Source organism: Corallococcus sp. CA054B, assembly GCF_003611625.1.
Lineage (GTDB): Bacteria > Myxococcota > Myxococcia > Myxococcales > Myxococcaceae > Corallococcus > Corallococcus coralloides.
This window is the reverse complement of sequence record NZ_RAVY01000213.1, coordinates 1-15,769: the sequence shown is the minus strand read 5'-3', so window position 1 is coordinate 15,769 and position 15,769 is coordinate 1. Positions and strand designations below refer to the sequence as shown.

At 69.2% G+C, this 15,769-nt stretch carries 14 protein-coding genes and 1 tRNA gene; 3 read left to right on the top strand and 12 right to left on the bottom strand.

What is annotated here, in order from left to right; all coding sequences use genetic code 11:
- Both D7V80_RS34625 and D7V80_RS34620 read left to right on the top strand, forming a co-directional pair.
- The coding region (locus D7V80_RS34625; protein ID WP_147447307.1) for a M13 family metallopeptidase at positions 1-2,017 on the top strand (2,017 nt) is incomplete at its 5' end.
- Positions 2,018-2,043: 26 nt separating this feature from the next.
- Entirely contained in the window at positions 2,044-2,292 is a 249-nt protein-coding gene (locus tag D7V80_RS34620; RefSeq protein ID WP_120592157.1) for a GlsB/YeaQ/YmgE family stress response membrane protein, read from the top strand.
- A 43-nt stretch (positions 2,293-2,335) separates the two neighbouring features.
- On the opposite strand, the gene D7V80_RS34615 is transcribed toward D7V80_RS34620, so the two are convergent.
- The 7 genes from D7V80_RS34615 to D7V80_RS34585 all read right to left on the bottom strand — a co-directional run bounded on the left by D7V80_RS34615 (position 2,336) and on the right by D7V80_RS34585 (position 9,483).
- On the bottom strand, positions 2,336-3,451 hold the full coding sequence (locus D7V80_RS34615) for a hypothetical protein (RefSeq protein WP_120592156.1): 1,116 nt from the start codon (positions 3,449-3,451) through the stop codon (positions 2,336-2,338).
- Between the two features lie 78 nt (positions 3,452-3,529).
- A complete protein-coding gene (locus tag D7V80_RS34610; protein WP_120592155.1) occupies positions 3,530-4,564 on the bottom strand; it encodes a PA0069 family radical SAM protein in 1,035 nt (344 codons plus the stop codon).
- 50 nt (positions 4,565-4,614) lie between these two features.
- Complete coding sequence (locus D7V80_RS34605; protein ID WP_158616745.1) at positions 4,615-6,273, bottom strand: DUF4135 domain-containing protein; 1,659 nt, start codon at positions 6,271-6,273, stop codon at positions 4,615-4,617.
- 106 nt (positions 6,274-6,379) lie between these two features.
- Positions 6,380-6,979 carry a hypothetical protein gene (locus D7V80_RS34600; RefSeq protein WP_014395339.1) on the bottom strand — a complete coding sequence of 200 codons (600 nt, stop codon included), beginning with the start codon at positions 6,977-6,979 and terminating at the stop codon, positions 6,380-6,382.
- 86 nt (positions 6,980-7,065) lie between these two features.
- Positions 7,066-7,138, bottom strand: a tRNA-Gly gene (locus D7V80_RS34595).
- Between the two features lie 48 nt (positions 7,139-7,186).
- Complete coding sequence (locus tag D7V80_RS34590) at positions 7,187-7,465, bottom strand: hypothetical protein (RefSeq protein ID WP_199738932.1); 279 nt, start codon at positions 7,463-7,465, stop codon at positions 7,187-7,189.
- A gap of 56 nt (positions 7,466-7,521) precedes the next feature.
- Entirely contained in the window at positions 7,522-9,483 is a 1,962-nt protein-coding gene (locus D7V80_RS34585; protein ID WP_120592152.1) for an ABC transporter substrate-binding protein, read from the bottom strand.
- Between the two features lie 214 nt (positions 9,484-9,697).
- On the opposite strand from D7V80_RS34585, the gene D7V80_RS34580 reads away from it, so the two are divergent.
- A complete protein-coding gene (locus D7V80_RS34580) occupies positions 9,698-10,543 on the top strand; it encodes a discoidin domain-containing protein (RefSeq protein WP_193352537.1) in 846 nt (281 codons plus the stop codon).
- A 42-nt stretch (positions 10,544-10,585) separates the two neighbouring features.
- On the opposite strand, the gene D7V80_RS34575 is transcribed toward D7V80_RS34580, so the two are convergent.
- The 5 genes from D7V80_RS34575 to D7V80_RS34555 all read right to left on the bottom strand — a co-directional run.
- Positions 10,586-10,981: a zf-TFIIB domain-containing protein gene (locus D7V80_RS34575; RefSeq protein ID WP_014395344.1), complete on the bottom strand. Its 396-nt coding sequence runs from the start codon at positions 10,979-10,981 to the stop codon at positions 10,586-10,588.
- 148 nt (positions 10,982-11,129) lie between these two features.
- Complete coding sequence (gene murA, locus D7V80_RS34570; protein ID WP_120592151.1) at positions 11,130-12,401, bottom strand: UDP-N-acetylglucosamine 1-carboxyvinyltransferase; 1,272 nt, start codon at positions 12,399-12,401, stop codon at positions 11,130-11,132.
- Positions 12,402-12,457: 56 nt separating this feature from the next.
- Positions 12,458-13,321, bottom strand: a complete 864-nt coding sequence (prmC, locus tag D7V80_RS34565; RefSeq protein ID WP_120592150.1) for a peptide chain release factor N(5)-glutamine methyltransferase — start codon at positions 13,319-13,321, stop codon at positions 12,458-12,460.
- Positions 13,318-14,409, bottom strand: coding sequence for a peptide chain release factor 1 (gene prfA / locus D7V80_RS34560; protein ID WP_120564111.1), 1,092 nt, complete (start codon positions 14,407-14,409; stop codon positions 13,318-13,320). Before prfA ends, prmC begins: the two co-directional genes overlap by 4 nt.
- A 284-nt stretch (positions 14,410-14,693) precedes the next feature.
- Positions 14,694-15,769 (bottom strand): CapA family protein (locus D7V80_RS34555; protein ID WP_147447306.1); only part of this gene is annotated, 1,076 nt, incomplete at its 5' end.

Below are 15,769 nucleotides of genomic sequence, written 5' to 3'. Positions count from 1 at the left end.
GGCCACGCCCGCGCCCGAGGCCCCCGCCGTGCCCATGTCCGAGCGCCCCATGCCCCCGGGCCTGGACGCCGCGGCGATGGACCCGTCCGTGAACCCCTGTGACGACTTCTACCAGTACGCGTGTGGCGGCTGGCTGAAGGCCACGGAGATCCCCGCCGAGCGCGCGCGCTGGAGCCGCGGCTTCGAAACCGTCGCCGAGCGCAACCAGACCGTGCTGCGCGACATCCTCACGAAGGCTGCGGAAGGGCAGGGCGAGGGCACCCCGGAAGACAAGAAGCTGGGGGACTTCTACGGCTCCTGCATGGACGAGGCGAAGCTGGAGCAGTCGCTGCCCACGCTGCGCACGTACCTGGCGAAGCTCAACGGCCTGAAGAGCCCGCAGGCGGTGGCCAGCGCGGTGGCGTGGCTGCACGCGCGCGACGTGAACGCGCTGTTCCGCGTGGGCTCGGATCAGGACCAGAAGGACGCCACGCAGGTCATCGCCGTGGTGGACGCGGGCGGGCTGGGCCTGCCGGACCGCGACTACTACCTCAAGCCCGACGTGAAGATGCGCGAGGCGCGCAACGCCTACCAGGCGCACGTGCAGAAGGTCTTCGAGCTGCTGGGCGACGCGCCCTTCGTGGCCAGCCGCAAGGCCATTGGCATCCTCGCCATCGAGACGCGCCTGGCCAACGCGCGGCTGCCCAAGGAGGAGCGGCGCGAGCCGGAGAAGGTCTACCACCGCCTGGAGCGCCAGGGCCTGAAGAAGCTGGCGCCCGCCTTCCAGTGGGACACGTACTTCGCGCAGGTGGGGCTGCCCCCGGGTGAAGCGCTCAACGTGACGGAGCCGAAGTTCTTCTCGGAGGTGTCCGCGCTGGTGCGCCAGCAGCGCCCGACGGACATGGGGCCGTACCTCTCCTACCACCTGGTGAAGGACGTGCAGACGGCGCTGCCCAAGGCGCTGCGCGACGAGTTCTTCCGCTTCGAGTCCTCGGTGCTCACCGGCGCCAAGGCGGACCTGGCGCGCTGGAAGAAGTGCGTGGACGCCACGGACGAAGCGCTGCCGCACGCGCTGGCCAAGCCCTTCATCGCGCGCACCTTCGGCGCGGACGGCAAGGCCACCACGCTGGACATGGTCCAGCAGATTGAGCAGTCCTTCGAGCGCAACCTGGACACGCTGTCCTGGATGGACGCGGAGACGAAGGCCCAGGCGTTGGTGAAGGTGAAGAAGATCACCAACAAGATCGGCTACCCGGACCAGTGGCGCAGCTACGACGGGCTGACGGTGACGCGCGACTCGTTCCTGGACAACCTGCTGGCGGCGGACGCCTTCGAGCAGGCGCGCCAGCTGCGCAAGGTGGGCCAGCCGGTGGACCGGCAGGAGTGGTTCATGTCGCCGCCCACGGTGAACGCCTACTACAACGCGGCCACCAACGAGATTGTCTTCCCGGCGGGCATCCTCCAGCCGCCGTTCTTCGGGCGTGACGCGTCCGCGGCGGTGAACTTCGGCGCCATGGGCATGGTGGTGGGCCACGAAATCACCCACGGCTTCGACGACGAGGGCCGCCAGTTCGACGCGGACGGCAACCTGCGCACGTGGTGGACCCCGGCGTCGGACAAGGCCTTCCGCGAGCGCGTGTCGTGCGTGAAGAACCAGTACGACCAGTACACCGCCGTGGACGACGTGAAGGTGAACGGCAAGCTCACCCTGGGCGAGAACGTCGCGGACCTGGGCGGCCTCAAGCTGGCGTACGCAGCCATGGAGGCCTACCTGGCCAAGCACCCGGACCAGGCGGCGAAGGCGAACTCCTACCGGTTCACGCCGGGGCAGCAGTTCTTCCTCGCGCACGCGCAATCGTGGTGCTCGAAGATTCGTAATGAGGCTGCACGGCAGCGGGCGCTGACGGATTCGCACTCGCCTGCGTTCCTGCGCGTGAAGGGGCCGGACGTGAACCTGCCGCAGTTCCAGCAGGCCTTCTCCTGCCCCGCGGGGTCGCCGATGGTGGCGCCCGCTGCGAACCGCTGTGAGGTCTGGTAAGGCTTCGGCCCTACCTGGAGGACGGCATGTCTATCTGCTCGTGGCTGGTGTTGGGCGGTATCGCGGGCTGGCTGGCCAGCATCATCAAGGGCACCAACGCCCGGATGGGGATGTTCGCCAACATCTTCGCCGGCATCGTGGGTGCCATGCTGGGCGGCTGGGTGTTCAGCTTCTTCGGTGGCAGCGGCGTGACGGGCTTCAACCTGTACTCGCTGGTGGTGGCCACGGTGGGCGCCGTCATCCTGCTGTCCATCCTGCAAGCCATCCGGAAATAGCGCTCCCCTGAGGTGGGCCCTGGCGGCGCGGCCGCCGGGGCCTTCAAGGCGCTGGGGGCTCCTTCCGGGGCCCGCCGCCCGGCGCCTGCTGGAACTGCATCACCTGGGCAAGCGCTTTCGCGAGCCGTTCCGAGGCCTGACCCACCTCCTTCATGGGGTTGGGCGGCATCCGGCCCGTGACGTCCACCGGGTGCAGCGAGGCGAGGAATGCCGGGAGGTCATCGCCCGATTCCATCCCGCTTCGCAGCTGGAGGATGTCGCCCTTGGCGTCGTAGAAGGCCGCCAGCGAGAGGTTGTCGCGGTAGGCCTGCAGCAGCACCCGCACCAGGAACAACACCAGCACGGTGATGGTGATGCGCAGTGAGAGCACGCCGACGTCCACCATGTAGCTCCGGTTCACCTGGTTCAGCCTGTCGATCTCCGCCTTCATCGCGAGGACTGTTTCCTGCCGTTGGGTCTCCTGGCTGTTGACGTTCTGGAGCGCCTGATCGACCAGGGTGAGCTTGTTGATGATGAACTGGCCGTATTCCTTCAGGAGGACCCTGCCCGCCGGTTCGATTTCCCTGCGGGCCAGCCTGAGCTGCTCCTGGGCTTCCGACAGCTCGCGATTGAGGGTGGAGGCCGTCACGGCAGGCCGGGGCTGGATGATGTCCTGGGCGAGCACGAAGATGGCCAGCGCGGCGGAGATGGACGCGATGACCAGCGTCAGGAAGAGCCACGCAAGCCTGCGCAGGTTCTCCGCGCGCTGCCGCAGGTTGCGGATGACCTGCTGGACGACCGGATCCTTGCTGCGCGTGAGCGGCTCGGTGTCCGGGCGGGGCAGCAGGAAGAACGTCATGATGGCGAGCGCGCCCAGCATGGCGCCCACCCACAGCGAGAGCCCCCGGGCATAGCGGAGGTCCAGCTCGTTCAAGAGGGAGAAGGCCAGCAGGCCGAAGCTGGCGGTGAAGAGCGTGGCCTGGAGGATGGCGCGTGCCCGGTCCTTACGGAGGACCGCGAGGAGCGTCAGGGAAAAGCTCAAGAACCCCACGCCCGTGGAGGTGGGCCAGACCGAGCCTCCGTAGCCGTAGCTGCTATAGGCGGCATGCGTGATGAGGCCCGTGCCGCAACCGACGGTCAGCGGGAGCAGCGCTTGGGACAGGAAGGGCAGGATTTTCATGGCGGCCCCCGGGATGAAATCCGTTCACACCCCGTGAAATCAAGGTGAGGGCCGGACACGCCCGGAAGGGGCCGTGTTTTAGAAGAGCGACAGCTGGGGTGAGGTGGAGGGCCGCGCGGGGCGCCGGAAGGTGTCCGGCGCGGCCTCCGTGATGGATGAGGCGCGCATGCCCACCTTGCGCGCCGCCGTCGCGAAGAGCTGGTGGATGGTCTGGGCGTAGAGCCCTTCGCCGCGCATGCGGTGCTTGAAGCGGCTGTCGGTGAGTTCCCCGCCGCGCGTCTCGCGGATGCGGTGCAGCACCCGGTCCGCGCGCAGGGGCAGCTTCGTGCGCAGGCGCTCCTCGAACACGGCCTGCACGGGGCCGGGAAGCCGCAGGAGCGTGTAGTGCGCGCGCGTGGCGCCGGCCTCACGGGCGGAGGTGAGCACGCGCGCGATGTCCTCGTCGTTGAGGCCGGGGATGATGGGGGCCACGGACACGGCCACGTCGATGCCGGCCTCCGTGAGCTTGCGGATGGTGGCCAGGCGCCGCTTGGGCGTGGCGACGAGCGGCTCCATGGCGCGCGCCAGCTCCTCGTTGTGGAAGGGGAGGCTGATGCTCACGAACAGCTTCGTCTCCGCCGCCAGCCGCTGGAGCACGTCCAGGTCGCGCTCGATCAGCACGCCCTTGGTCACGATGCCCACGGGGTTGCGGTACTCGGCGCAGACCTCCAGGCACTGACGGGTGAGCCGCAGCGACGCCTCCAGGGGCTGGTAGCAGTCCGTGACACCGCTGAAGACGACCGTCTCTCCCTTCCACGACGGACGGTCGAAGGCTTCGCGCAAGAGCTCTGGAGCGTTGGGTTTGACGACGAGGCGCGTCTCGAAGTCGGTGCCCGCGCCGAAGTCCAGGTACTGGTGCGTGGGGCGCGCGTAGCAGTAGGCGCAGGCGTGGAGGCAGCCCCGGTACGGGTTGACGCTCCAGGAGAAGCACACGTCGGGGCTGTCGTTGGTCGCGATGATGGAGCGGCTGTGGTCCTCCCAGACTTCCAGGCGCGCGGGGGGAATCTCGTCCAGGTACTCCACCGCGGTGCTCGCCCAGGGGTTGGGCGGATTGTCGACGGGGCGGGCCTTCACCCTCCCAGGGTGCGACTGAAAGCGCGTTCAGTCAAGGCGCCCGTGGCCCGTCAGAGCAGCGGGCCACACCCGAGCGTCTTCTCCAGCGCCGTGCGCAGCTTCGTCTTGAGCTGTGGCCGGCCCATGGCGCCCCGCAGCGGGTTCAGCTTGTTGCGCACCTCCGTGAGGTTCGCCACCGTCACGCCCTGCGCGGTCGCGGCGAGGTAGGTGACGCCCTGGGTCCGCAGGGGCGTGAAGAAGTGCTGGCGGTTGTGGGGTTCGAACAGGGCCCCGGGGACCGCGTTGTGCTGGCCGCCGTACCACGTCAGCCAGTCGAACAGTCCCTGGCCAATGGCATGGGCCTCCGTGCTCAGGGCGCCGTTCATGTTCTGCGTCATTCCCTCCGCGTGCGCGCGGCACATGTCCGTCGTCATCAGGAGCACGCGCGCCATGGGGGCGACGTTCTGGAACTGGTTGAGCCAGGCGTCCACCCGGCCCGTGTTGAGGGCGGTGACGATGCGGTCCACCTCCTCGCGGATGCCGGCCAGGATTTCGTTCGGGTACGTGGCGGCCTGGACCCACGGGCCGCCGTGCCCGGTGCTGAACCCCGCGTTGACCTCCGTCTGGTCGTAGGGCGCGGACACGTTGCTGGCCTGCCACTGGCCCCGGTAGAGGTCGGTGGTGAAGACGCCGCCCACCATGCTGTGCGGCGGCGGGGCGATGCGGAGCACCTGGGACAGCGCGGCGTGGGAGATGGGGTTGTCGTGCGGCCCCGGGTAGTTGAAGCCCATCTCCGCGTCGATGAGGTGGGGACCCTGGGCCGTGGCCATGACGTTCTCGTGATGCAGGTCGGTGATGCCGAACGCCGCCGCCACCGTGATGAGCCGGCCCAGCTTCCGGAAGTACGCGGGCTGATCCACCAGGGCAATCTGCCGCGTCTTCGCCACCATCTGCATGTAGCCGTACTCACCCCGCGCGTGCGGAAACGCGACGATGCGGATGGCCGGAAGGTCCGCGTCGAGCGTGGTGAAGAGGCTGTCGGTGTACGGCATCAGGGCGGGGTAGTGCGTGCGGCAGATTTGATACGACTGGGTGTCGCCCATGAGCAGCAGCTGGAAGGTGAGGTCCGACGGCTTGTAGACGACCCGCCCGCCACAGGAGAACCGCAGCAGCGCGACGCGGTGGCCCGTGTGGTGGGGATCGCTGCCGGTGACGTTCACGTCGGCGAGGCCTCCGGTGATGCCGAAGGCGTTCTGCAAGAGGGCGCGGTCCCCCATGATGCGGGCCACCAGCGAGGCGCCGAAGTCCACGTGGGCCCGCACCATGTCCTGGATCATCCGCCAGACGCGATCCGCCGGAGTCTCCGCGAGCGTCTTCACCGAGCCGAGCACGTTGCGGCCCAGGCTCCAGGTGAAGCTCAGGGGACGCAGGTTCCAGGCGTTGTCCAGCGCGCCCCACTCCCTGCGCGCGGACAGCCCGGCGGCGGCGGAGCAGGGGCCATAGAGGTCCATGGCCGTGCGGTGGAGGAAGTTGTTCGCCAGCAGGGTGCCCGTCAGGCTCTGGAACCCCGCCAGCCTGAGCACGCCCGCCAGCTGGTTCACGACCTGCTTGAGGGCGTCCTTGATGAACGGTTTGACGGCGTTCACGTGCGGGGGGGCGCCCTGGATGACCGCCGTCCCCATGAACGTCGTCACTTCATTCAGCGCGTCGTTGATCTCGGCGTCGTACATGGCGAAGGGCCCAGGGGAGGGACGGCAATGTTCACTGCCGGGCAGTCTAGCTGCCCTCCAGGGCGCCCCCGCCATCCCCAGGCGGCTTCGCGTTCGGATGTGACGCTCAGCGCAGGACGGGCCTGCCCGCCAGCAGGTCGCGGTGCAGCGCTTCGCTCAGGATGAACTGGCCCTCCTGTCCCAGCAGGTGGGCGGGGAGCACCGACGCGAAGTCTCCGACGACGGCCTCCGGCACCACCTCGCGCCAGCTCTCGTCGTCGGTGATGAGCGTGTCGACCGCGAGGGACTTGAACTCCACCTGGTGGCCTTCCTCGATGAAGACCCTGGCGCTCAGCTTTCCGCCCACGCCCAGCGTGTCCATGTCGAACGAGTTGGCGTACAGCACGTTCTCCACGGTCAGGTTGCCCGTCACCCGGACCTCCGAGCCGCAGACCAGGTCGCGTGCGCGCAGGTCGCCCAGCACGTAGAGCTTGGAGGCGTCATCCTCGTTCTGGAACGCGTCCGACAAGCAGCCCTTCACCGTCAGGTTGCCCACGACGATGAGGACCTCGTTGGCCTCCAGCACGAAGTCGCCGTCGAGCTCCAGGTCGCCTTCGCGCAACGCGAAGTGGAAGTCCTCCGCGTCGTCCTCGAAGGGGGTCTCCAACACATCGGCGAGCAGTTCGTTGGCGCGGGTGCTGTCTGTCTGTTGGAAGTGGCTGGCCATGCGCCGGAATCTACCGGCGGGAGGGTGGCCCGGAAACACGAAGGCCGGTGGTTCCACGAAGGAACCACCGGCCCGTGTCTCTTCAGAGCGGCGGAAGGGATTCGAACCCTCGACCCCGAGCTTGGGAAGCTCGTGCTCTACCAACTGAGCTACCACCGCAGGCGACGCGTGAAGCGGGGCCAAAAGTAGGGGCGGGGCCCTGCCTTGTCAACGGGAAGAATCGCCTGCTGTCTGGCGAACAGTGCCGCAGGCGGCGCAGTACCGGGCTTCGGGTGTGCGGAGCGGCTTGCCGCAGGCCGTGCACGGCGGTCCGTACTGCGCGATGCGGTGGTGAATCACCACGTTCGGATGGCAGCCCGCCTGTCCCGTCAGCCGCTCATAGGCCTGGCTGACGGGAGCAAAGCGCGCCTCCATGGTGGGCTCCGACGAGCGGAACGCGGCCCGGTAGAGGTCCGACACCTCCTGGAACTCCACCTCGTCCAGCATCGGAACCTCCTGCTGGCATCTCCAACACCACAGCAGCTTCATCGCGAACCCTCCGGCTATTCGCCCTCCTCGACGGTGAGCTGGTACGAGTCCTGAAAGTTCGCCTCGCGGTTCTTCGCGTCGCGCACCTCGAAGACGTAGACGCCGGGCTCCGCGCTGTAGCGGATGGTCTCCGGCAGGTCGCCCTTGGCCCGGTCGGACGTCTGCACGAGCGTCAGCTTCCCGTCCGGCTGCACCCGGTGCAGGTAGAGCCCCACGTCCACCTTCAGGATGCCCAGCAGCGTCGCGGTGATGGCCGTGCGCACCGGCCGGTCGGACAGGTCCACGCGGAAGTAGTCCACGTCCTTCGCCGGGTACACCGTGCCGCGCACCGCCTTGCCCAACGTCAGGTCCTGCGCGCGGTCGGCGGTGTTGTTGGGCTCGCGCTCCTCGCTGCCGTTGTCCGGCACCGTCGTCACGCTGATGCGGTAGGGCTGGTCCGCGTTCTCGAAGTCCTTCACGAACTTGCCGTTCACCTTCCGGAACGACCCCTCCACCCGGAAGTAGCAGGTGCCGCTGCACGCCACGTTGTTCAGGCGCTCCGGCTCCTTGATGGCGCCGTCGTTGGCCTTGAGCAGCACCGTCTCCTTCTGCCCGTCACCCTGCGGCGGCTCCACCATGGACAGCGTCAGGTCCAACCGGTCCACGCCCGACAGCTCCACCTTCGCCAGCACCGGCTCGCGCGCGTTCAGCACGTAGTGGTCCACGTCCGACTTGGGCGACAGGAAGCCCTCGCGGAAGCCCGCGCCCGTCAGCGGCGTGGCCTTGAGCAGCTCGTCGTTGGGCTCCAGCTCCGCGTGCGCCCCCGCCTCCTCCTGGGACACCGTCAGCGTGTAGGGCACCTGCGCGTTGTACGTGCGCCGCTGCGCCTTGCCCGTCCCCGTCCAGCCGCCCTTCACCACCACGTAGACCACCCGGTCCGTGGCCCTCACGCCGATGTTGCGCAGCGCGAGCGGCTCGCCCTCCTTGCCCTGAAGGGTGAAGAGCGGCGCCTCCGCGGCGGACAGCACGGAAATCTCCGGCCGCACGCCCTCCACGGCGGACAATTCAATCTTCAGCGCCACCGACGGAATCTCCGGCTCGGGCGGCGGGAGCCCCGCGTCCACCGCCTGCGCCGCCATCGACCCGCCCAGCTCTCCGGGCGCCGTGGGCAGCGCACCCTCGGGCGGCGGCTCGGGCGGCTCTCCGCCTCCGAACGTGCCCTCGGGGGAGGGCGCCGCGTTGTCGTCGATGACCGGCGTCTCGTCCGGCACGGACGGGGGCGGCACGGCCGCGGGCGCCGCACCCGGAGCCGGCGCACCCGGGGCCTCGGGCGTCGTGCCTGGCGCCGGGGCTCCGCTGTCCTGGACCGCGGGGACTTCACCCTCGGGCGTGGCGGGGCCGGGCAGTTCCACCCGGTACCAGTCCTCGTCGCCGGAGTGCCCCAGGAACGCCGTCACCGTCTGCCCCAGCGGCAGCGCGGCGGCGTCCACGGCGCGGTCGTTGGGCTCGCGCTCCTCGCCGTCGTTGGGCTGGCGGTACTTCACCTCCAGCGTGTACGCCCCGCCCATCCCCTTGCGCGCGGGCGACACCACCAGCCAGCGCTCCTTCTCCACATAGAGGTTCGGAAGGCGCTCTCCCTTGCCCTCGCCCTCGCTGTTCACGCCCACCAGCCGGTTGCGGTCCTGGTCGTAGACGTCCAGCTTCACGTCCCCGCCCGGCAGGCCCGTCACCGTCACGTCCGCGATGCGCGGGGTGCCCGGCGCGAGCCGGTACCAGTCCTCGTCCAGCTTGTTGGGCTCCGCCGCCAGGCCTCCCGTCACCACGCTGTCGCGCGTGACGGCCAGCGCCTGGTCGGGCCGCTCGTTGGGTTCCTTCTCCGTGAGGGCGGCGGGGCCCGTCTCCTCCACGCCCGCGTCCGGCGCCTCCACCGGCACGTCCTTCTTGCAGGAGGCCACCCCCATCAGCCCCAGGACACAGACCCAGCCCCAACGTCGCATCACGTCCTCCTCCTCGGTCGGTCCGCCTTGTCGGCCTGGGCGTGTCCGGGTGTCAAGCACCCCCAACCCCCGGCGGGCCGCTTTCATCCGCGACCCGGGTCGTCACGTGGAGAACGTCAGGTCCCGCGTCGCGGCCCGCCGCGAGGTCCGGTGTTGGCGGAAGTTGCACACCCGGACTGGAGCCCCGGGGCGGGGCCGATCCAAGATGCGCCCCATGCGACGCCTGTCCCTGGCCTCCCTGCTGCTCGTGTCTCCGACCGTCCTCGCCGCCGCGCCCGCCGCGCCCGGCTATGCCCAGGCGGAGGCCTGGCTGGAGAAGGAGGCGCGCCCGGACCACTACGTGCCCCTCAACCTGCTGGACGGCCGGGACACCACCGTCTGGTGCGCGGAAGGGGAGAAGCCCTCCCACGTCTTCATCGGCTTCAAGGAGCCCGTCACCCTGGACGAGGTGCGCGTCTACACGGGCGACGGCACGTCCCGCGACGCCTTCAAGGCCAACGGCCGCGTGCGCAAGTTCACCCTCACCAGCGTGGACGCGTCTCGCAGCGTCACCGTGCAGGACAAGCGCGGCCTGCAGGCCGTGCCCCTGTCCCAGCCGCTGTTCGGCGCGCGCTTCATCCTGGAGGTGGCGGACCGCTTCCCCGGCGCCAGGGACGACAGCCCGGTGTGCCTCACCGACCTCGTCCTCTACTCGGGTGGGAAGGCCCTCAACGGCCCCGCGCTCGCCACCCGGTACAAGTACGACGCGCGCGTGGCGCCGCTCGTGGGCACCTGGTTCGGCGGCCATGAAGGCGCCCCGGAGCGCTTCCTGTCCTTCTTCGTGGACGGCACCTGGCGCTTCTCCCTGGAGCCCCTGGAGACGCCTGAGCCCACCACCGTCGTCAGCGGCACCTACACGGTGTCCGGCAACAAGGTGACGTTGGACATCCCGAAGAAGGGCAAGGTGACGGCCCGCTTCGAGCGGACCCCTGCTGGCGAGGGGCCGAAGGCGGCCTCCGCGCTGTCGCTGGACGGGGCGCTCCCCGAGGAGTGGGGGAGCACCTTCCGCGGCCAGCCGTGACGGGACTCGCGGGCGCCTGGGAGAACCGGGCGCCCGGCAGGCCTAGATGGCGGCCTTGGCCTTCCGCTTCGCGTCGAAGTTGCGGAAGAAGGTGACGATCTCCTGCTCGGCGGCCTTCGCGTCCGTGGCGTCCGCGAACTCCGACTCCAGGAAGATGCCTCCGCACGACTCGCAGGTGTCGTAGTGCAGGGGGTGATTCCGGTCCCCACCGTCAATGCGCACGAAGTCCACCTGGCAGTCGGGGCACTGCCCTGTCAGGGCCTCCGCGTCGACCTTGCCCCCGAGTTGCTCCAGACCGGGCAGGTTGTTGTGAAGGAGGATGCGGCGCAGGTCCGAAACGTCGGTCCACAGGCCTCCGCAATCTCCACACTTCCGCAACGTCTCGTCGTGATCTCCTTCGAGATCAGTCATCTCGACGCTGCAACCAGGGCAATTCATGGGGCGGCTCGTTCTCCTGAAAGGGGGAGCGGATGGTTCTCCCCAGTGAATGGAGAATGATAAGTCGCCCAAAAATTGGGATGCAACCCGTGCGGCGGCTTCTGTTGGCAACGTGCCTTCGGCCGGCCCCTTGGGCCCAGGCCGACGCTCAGGCCCGCGCCTTCACCCGGCGGATGTCCGCCCCCAGGCCCCGCAGTTTGCGCTCCAGCCGCTCGTACCCACGGTCCAGGTGGTAGACGCGGCTGACCTCGGTCTGCCCGTCGGCCCGGAGGCCGGCCAGGATGAGCGACGCGCTGGCGCGCAGGTCGGTGGCCATCACCGGCGCCCCGCTGAGCCCCTTCACGCCCTTCACCACCGCCGTGTGCCCCTGGATGGTGATGTCCGCGCCCAGCCGGTGCAGCTCCGGCACGTGCATGAAGCGGTTCTCGAAGATGTTCTCGGAGATGACGGACGTGCCGTGGCTCACCGTCATCAGCGCCATCAACTGCGCCTGCATGTCCGTGGGGAAGCCCGGGTGCTCCGTGGTGGTGATGTTCACCGACTTGAGCGACCTGGGCGCCTTGCAGCGCAGGCCCCCGCCCTCCGCCGTAATCGTGCAGCCCGCCTCGCGCAGCTTGTCGATGACCGCGTCCAGGTGCTCCGGGCGTGCGTGCTTCACCAGCACGTTGCCCCCGCTGATGGCCGCGGCGACCAGCAGCGTGCCCGCCTCGATGCGGTCCGGGAGGATGGCGTGGTCTACCGGGTTCAGCGACTCCACGCCCTCGATGGTGATGACGGACGTGCCCGCCCCCTCCACCTTCGCGCCCATCTTGTTGAGCACGCGCGCCAGCTCCTCCACCTCCGGCTCGCGCGCGCAGTTCTCCATCACGGTGCGGCCCTTGGCGAGCACCGCCGCCATCATCACGTTCTCCGTGCCGGTGACGGTGATGACGTCGAAGTTCACCATGCCGCCCTTGAGCTGCTTCGCCCGGGCCTCCACGTAGCCTTCCGTCAGGTGGATGTCCGCGCCCAGCGCCTTGAGGCCCTTGAGGTGCTGATCGATGGGCCGCGCGCCAATGGCGCACCCGCCCGGCATGGACACGCGCGCCCGGCCGAAGCGCGCCACGAGCGGCCCCAGCACCAGGACGCTGGCGCGCATGGTCTTCACCAGGTCGTAGGGGGCCTCCGGGGTGATGTTCCCCGCGATGCTGATTTCACACGTGTCCGCCTTCTTGCCGGTGAGCCGCGCGGCCTCGCAGCCCATCGTGCGGAGCACCTCCAGCATCGTGGCCACGTCCGCCAGGTCCGGCACGTTGCGGAAGGTGGTGGTGCCATCCGCCAGCAGCGCGGAGGCCAGGATGGGCAGCGCCGCGTTCTTCGCGCCGGAGACCTCCACCTCGCCGTGCAGCGCGGTGCCACCCTTCATGACGATCTTGTCCATGTCTTTGACGTGCCTTCTCTTTGCGTGCGGCTGCCGGGCCGCGTGTCCCGTGGCCGTCAGGCCGCGGGCTGTGTCCCGAACGCCATGCGTTCACGCCGCTCCAGGTCCTTCTCCACGCGCGCGTCCGAGTACCCCGCGGCCCGCAGGAGCTCCAGGACGGCGCTGCCCTGGGTCTCACCCATCTCCAATGCAAGCAGTCCGCCAGGCTCCAGCACCCGGCGGGCGCCCTGAATCACCCGCCTGAGCGCCACCAGCCCATCCGGTCCGCCATCCAGTGCCAGCCGGGGCTCGCGCCGCACCTCGGCGGACAGCCCGGCGATGTCACCGGAGTCGATGTACGGCGGGTTCGACACCACCACCCGGAACGTCGCGTCCGGGGGCAGGGGAGAGAACAGGTCGCCCTCCAGCACGCTCACGCGCTCGGCCACGCCCAGGGCCTGCGCGTTCTCACGGGCCAGCGCGCACGCGTCCTTGGACAGGTCCGTGGCCAGCACCGTCGCCTGGGGCCGCTCCGCCGCCACGCTGATGGCGATGCAGCCGGAGCCCGTGCACACGTCCAGCACGCGGGAAGGCGCGTCCTTGGGCACCGAGTGCAGCACCGCCTCCACCAGCAGCTCCGTCTCCGGCCGGGGGATGAGCACGCGCGCGTCCACCTTGAACGGGCGGTTGTAGAACTCCTTCGTGCCCGTCAGGTAGTTCGTGGGCTCGCCCGCCATCCGGCGCTCGATGAGCGCCTTGAAGGCGGCGAGCTCGTCCTTGGACAGCGGCCGGTCCAGGTCCACGTACAGGCGCACCCGGCCCGTCTTGAGCACGTGCGCCAGGAGGATTTCCGTCGTGAGCCGGGGCGCGTCCACCCCGCGCTTCTCGAAGTGCCCCGTCGTCCAGGTGAGGAGCCGGCGGATGGTCCAGACGTCGCTCATGCTTCGCTGGCGGGACGCCCGCCGCCCGTCTGTGCCTTGAGGGCTTCGGCCTGGTAGTGGGTGCGGCAGGCCGTAATCACCTCGTCCACGTTGCCCACCATGATGGCCGGCAGGTTGTGCACGGTGAGCCCGATGCGGTGGTCGGTGAGCCGGTCCTGCGGGAAGTTGTAGGTGCGGATCTTCTCGCTGCGGTCGCCCGTGCCCACCTGGCCGCGGCGCATGGAGTCGCGTTCGTTGCGGATGCGCTCCTGCTCCATGTCGTAGAGCTTCGCGCGCAGCATGCGCAGGGCCATGGCGCGGTTCTTCCCCTGGCTCTTCTCCTGCTGGCACTTCACCACGATGCCGGACGGCTTGTGGATGAGGCGCACCGCGGAGTCCGTGGTGTTGACGCTCTGGCCACCGGCGCCCGTGGAGCGCATCACCTGCATCTCGATGTCCGCGGGGTTGATCTGCACATCCACGTCCTCCGCCTCCGGCATCACCGACACGGTGATGGTGGAGGTGTGGATACGCCCCTGCGTCTCCGTGGCCGGCACGCGCTGGACGCGGTGGACGCCGGACTCGTACTTGAGCTGGCTGAACACGGCGTCCCCGGAGAGCGTCACCGTGGCGTCCTTTACGCCGCCCGCGTTGCCCGCGCTCATGTCCAGGATGTCCGCCTTCCAGCCCTTGCGGTCCGCGTAGCGCAGGTACATCTGCATGACCTCTTCGGCGAAGAGGGCCGCCTCGTCGCCGCCCGCGCCCGCGCGGATCTCCAGGATGACGTTCTTCTCGTCATTGGGGTCCTTGGGCAGCAGGAGGATCTTCAGCGCGGCTTCCTGCTCCTCGCGCTGTTCCTTGAGGCCCGGCAGGGACTCCTTGGCGTAGGCCTTCTCGTCGGGGTCGGAGCTGGACAGCCACGACTCCACCTCCGACAGGTCCGCCAGCACCTTGCGGTAGCCGCGGAACGTCTCCACGAGCTTCTCCAGCCCGGCGCGCTCCTTGGACACCTTCTGGAGCTTCGCCGTGTCGGCGAGGATATCGGGGTTCGACAGGTCGGCCGTGAGCCGCTCGAAACGGCGCTCGACCTCTTCCAGTTTGTCAATCATGCGTGGTTCCCGGGGCGTCTTGCCCCGTTGGGCGCCCCGTGGCAAGGGCCGAGGGCGTCAAGGAAAACCTTGGCCGTATGGGCAGCGGCATGTAAGAACGGCCCCCGTCGCCGCCCGGTGCGGCTTGAATCACGCTCAACACGGAGTCCTTCCACATGGCCGCACAGAAGGGGAATCGTTCCAAGAAGAAGCTGAAGAACCGCGCCAAGACCCGGAAGGCGCAGCTGAAGCGCCGCCGCACGCGCTTCAAGCGCGGCCAGCGCAACAACAAGTAGTCCCGGTAGCTACTGCCCCCCTCTCATGCTGGAGGAGGGGGGCGGCTGGCTCCCTGCTCCCCCTGCTTCCAAGGCCGGGAGCATCCGCTCCAGCCCCTGTGTCCCCTGCGACGCGGTGCGCAGCAGCGTCATCACCCCTTCGGCCTCGGCACCCGTCACGGGCACCGGCTGGACGGGGAACTCGGGGTAGCGGTCGGTCCTGAGGGGCAGCACGTCACTGGACACATAACCCGTGGAGTCGAAGCGCGCCCGCCACAGGACGCTGCGCTTGTCCCGGGGGTTCCAGTTCCCGCCGAACACGAAGTTGCCCAGCGAGTAGAGCACCGGCTTGCCCTGGTACAGCTCCATGGACTGGAGCACGTGCGGGTGGCTGCCCAGCACTCCCGCCGCCCCCGCGTCGATGGCCGCGTGCGCCAGGCGCACCTGGTACGGCTCCGGGGTGGTGTTGCCCTCGATGCCCCAGTGGAAGAAGGGCAATACGAGGTCCGCCTGGGCCTTCGCGCTGGCGATGTCCTCGCGCAGCATCCGCTCCATCACCTCCACGTCGGAGAAGTGACCGGCCACGCCCGGCGTGGTGTCCGTGGCGTAGACCTCCCGGGGCTCGATGTTGCGCATGCCCAGGAAGAAGTAGCCCAGGAACGCGACCTTCAGGCCCCCCACGGTGAGGATGGCCGGGCGGCGCGCCTCCGCCAGGGTGCGGCCAGCGCCGAAGTACGGGATGCGCGCGGCCTCCAGGGTGGTGAGGGTGTCCAGCAGGCCCTGCGCGCCGTAGTCCATCATGTGGTTGTTGGCCAGGCTCACCACGCCCACGCGGCCCGCGGTGAGCACGTTCACCAGCTCCGGCCGCGCGCGGAAGTTGAAGTTCTTGGGCAGCTTCACCGTGCTGTCCGTGTACGGGCACTCCAGGTTCACGACGAACAGGTCGCCGGAGTCCACGATGGGCATCACCTCGCGGAAGCCGTACGCGAACATCTCCTCGCGCGTCTTCCCCTTGGCCACCTGATCATCGAAGTACTCCTCGTAGTGGTAGCCCACCGTCACGTCGCCGCCCACCACCAGCGTCACCGGGCGGGCGGGCGCTGGAG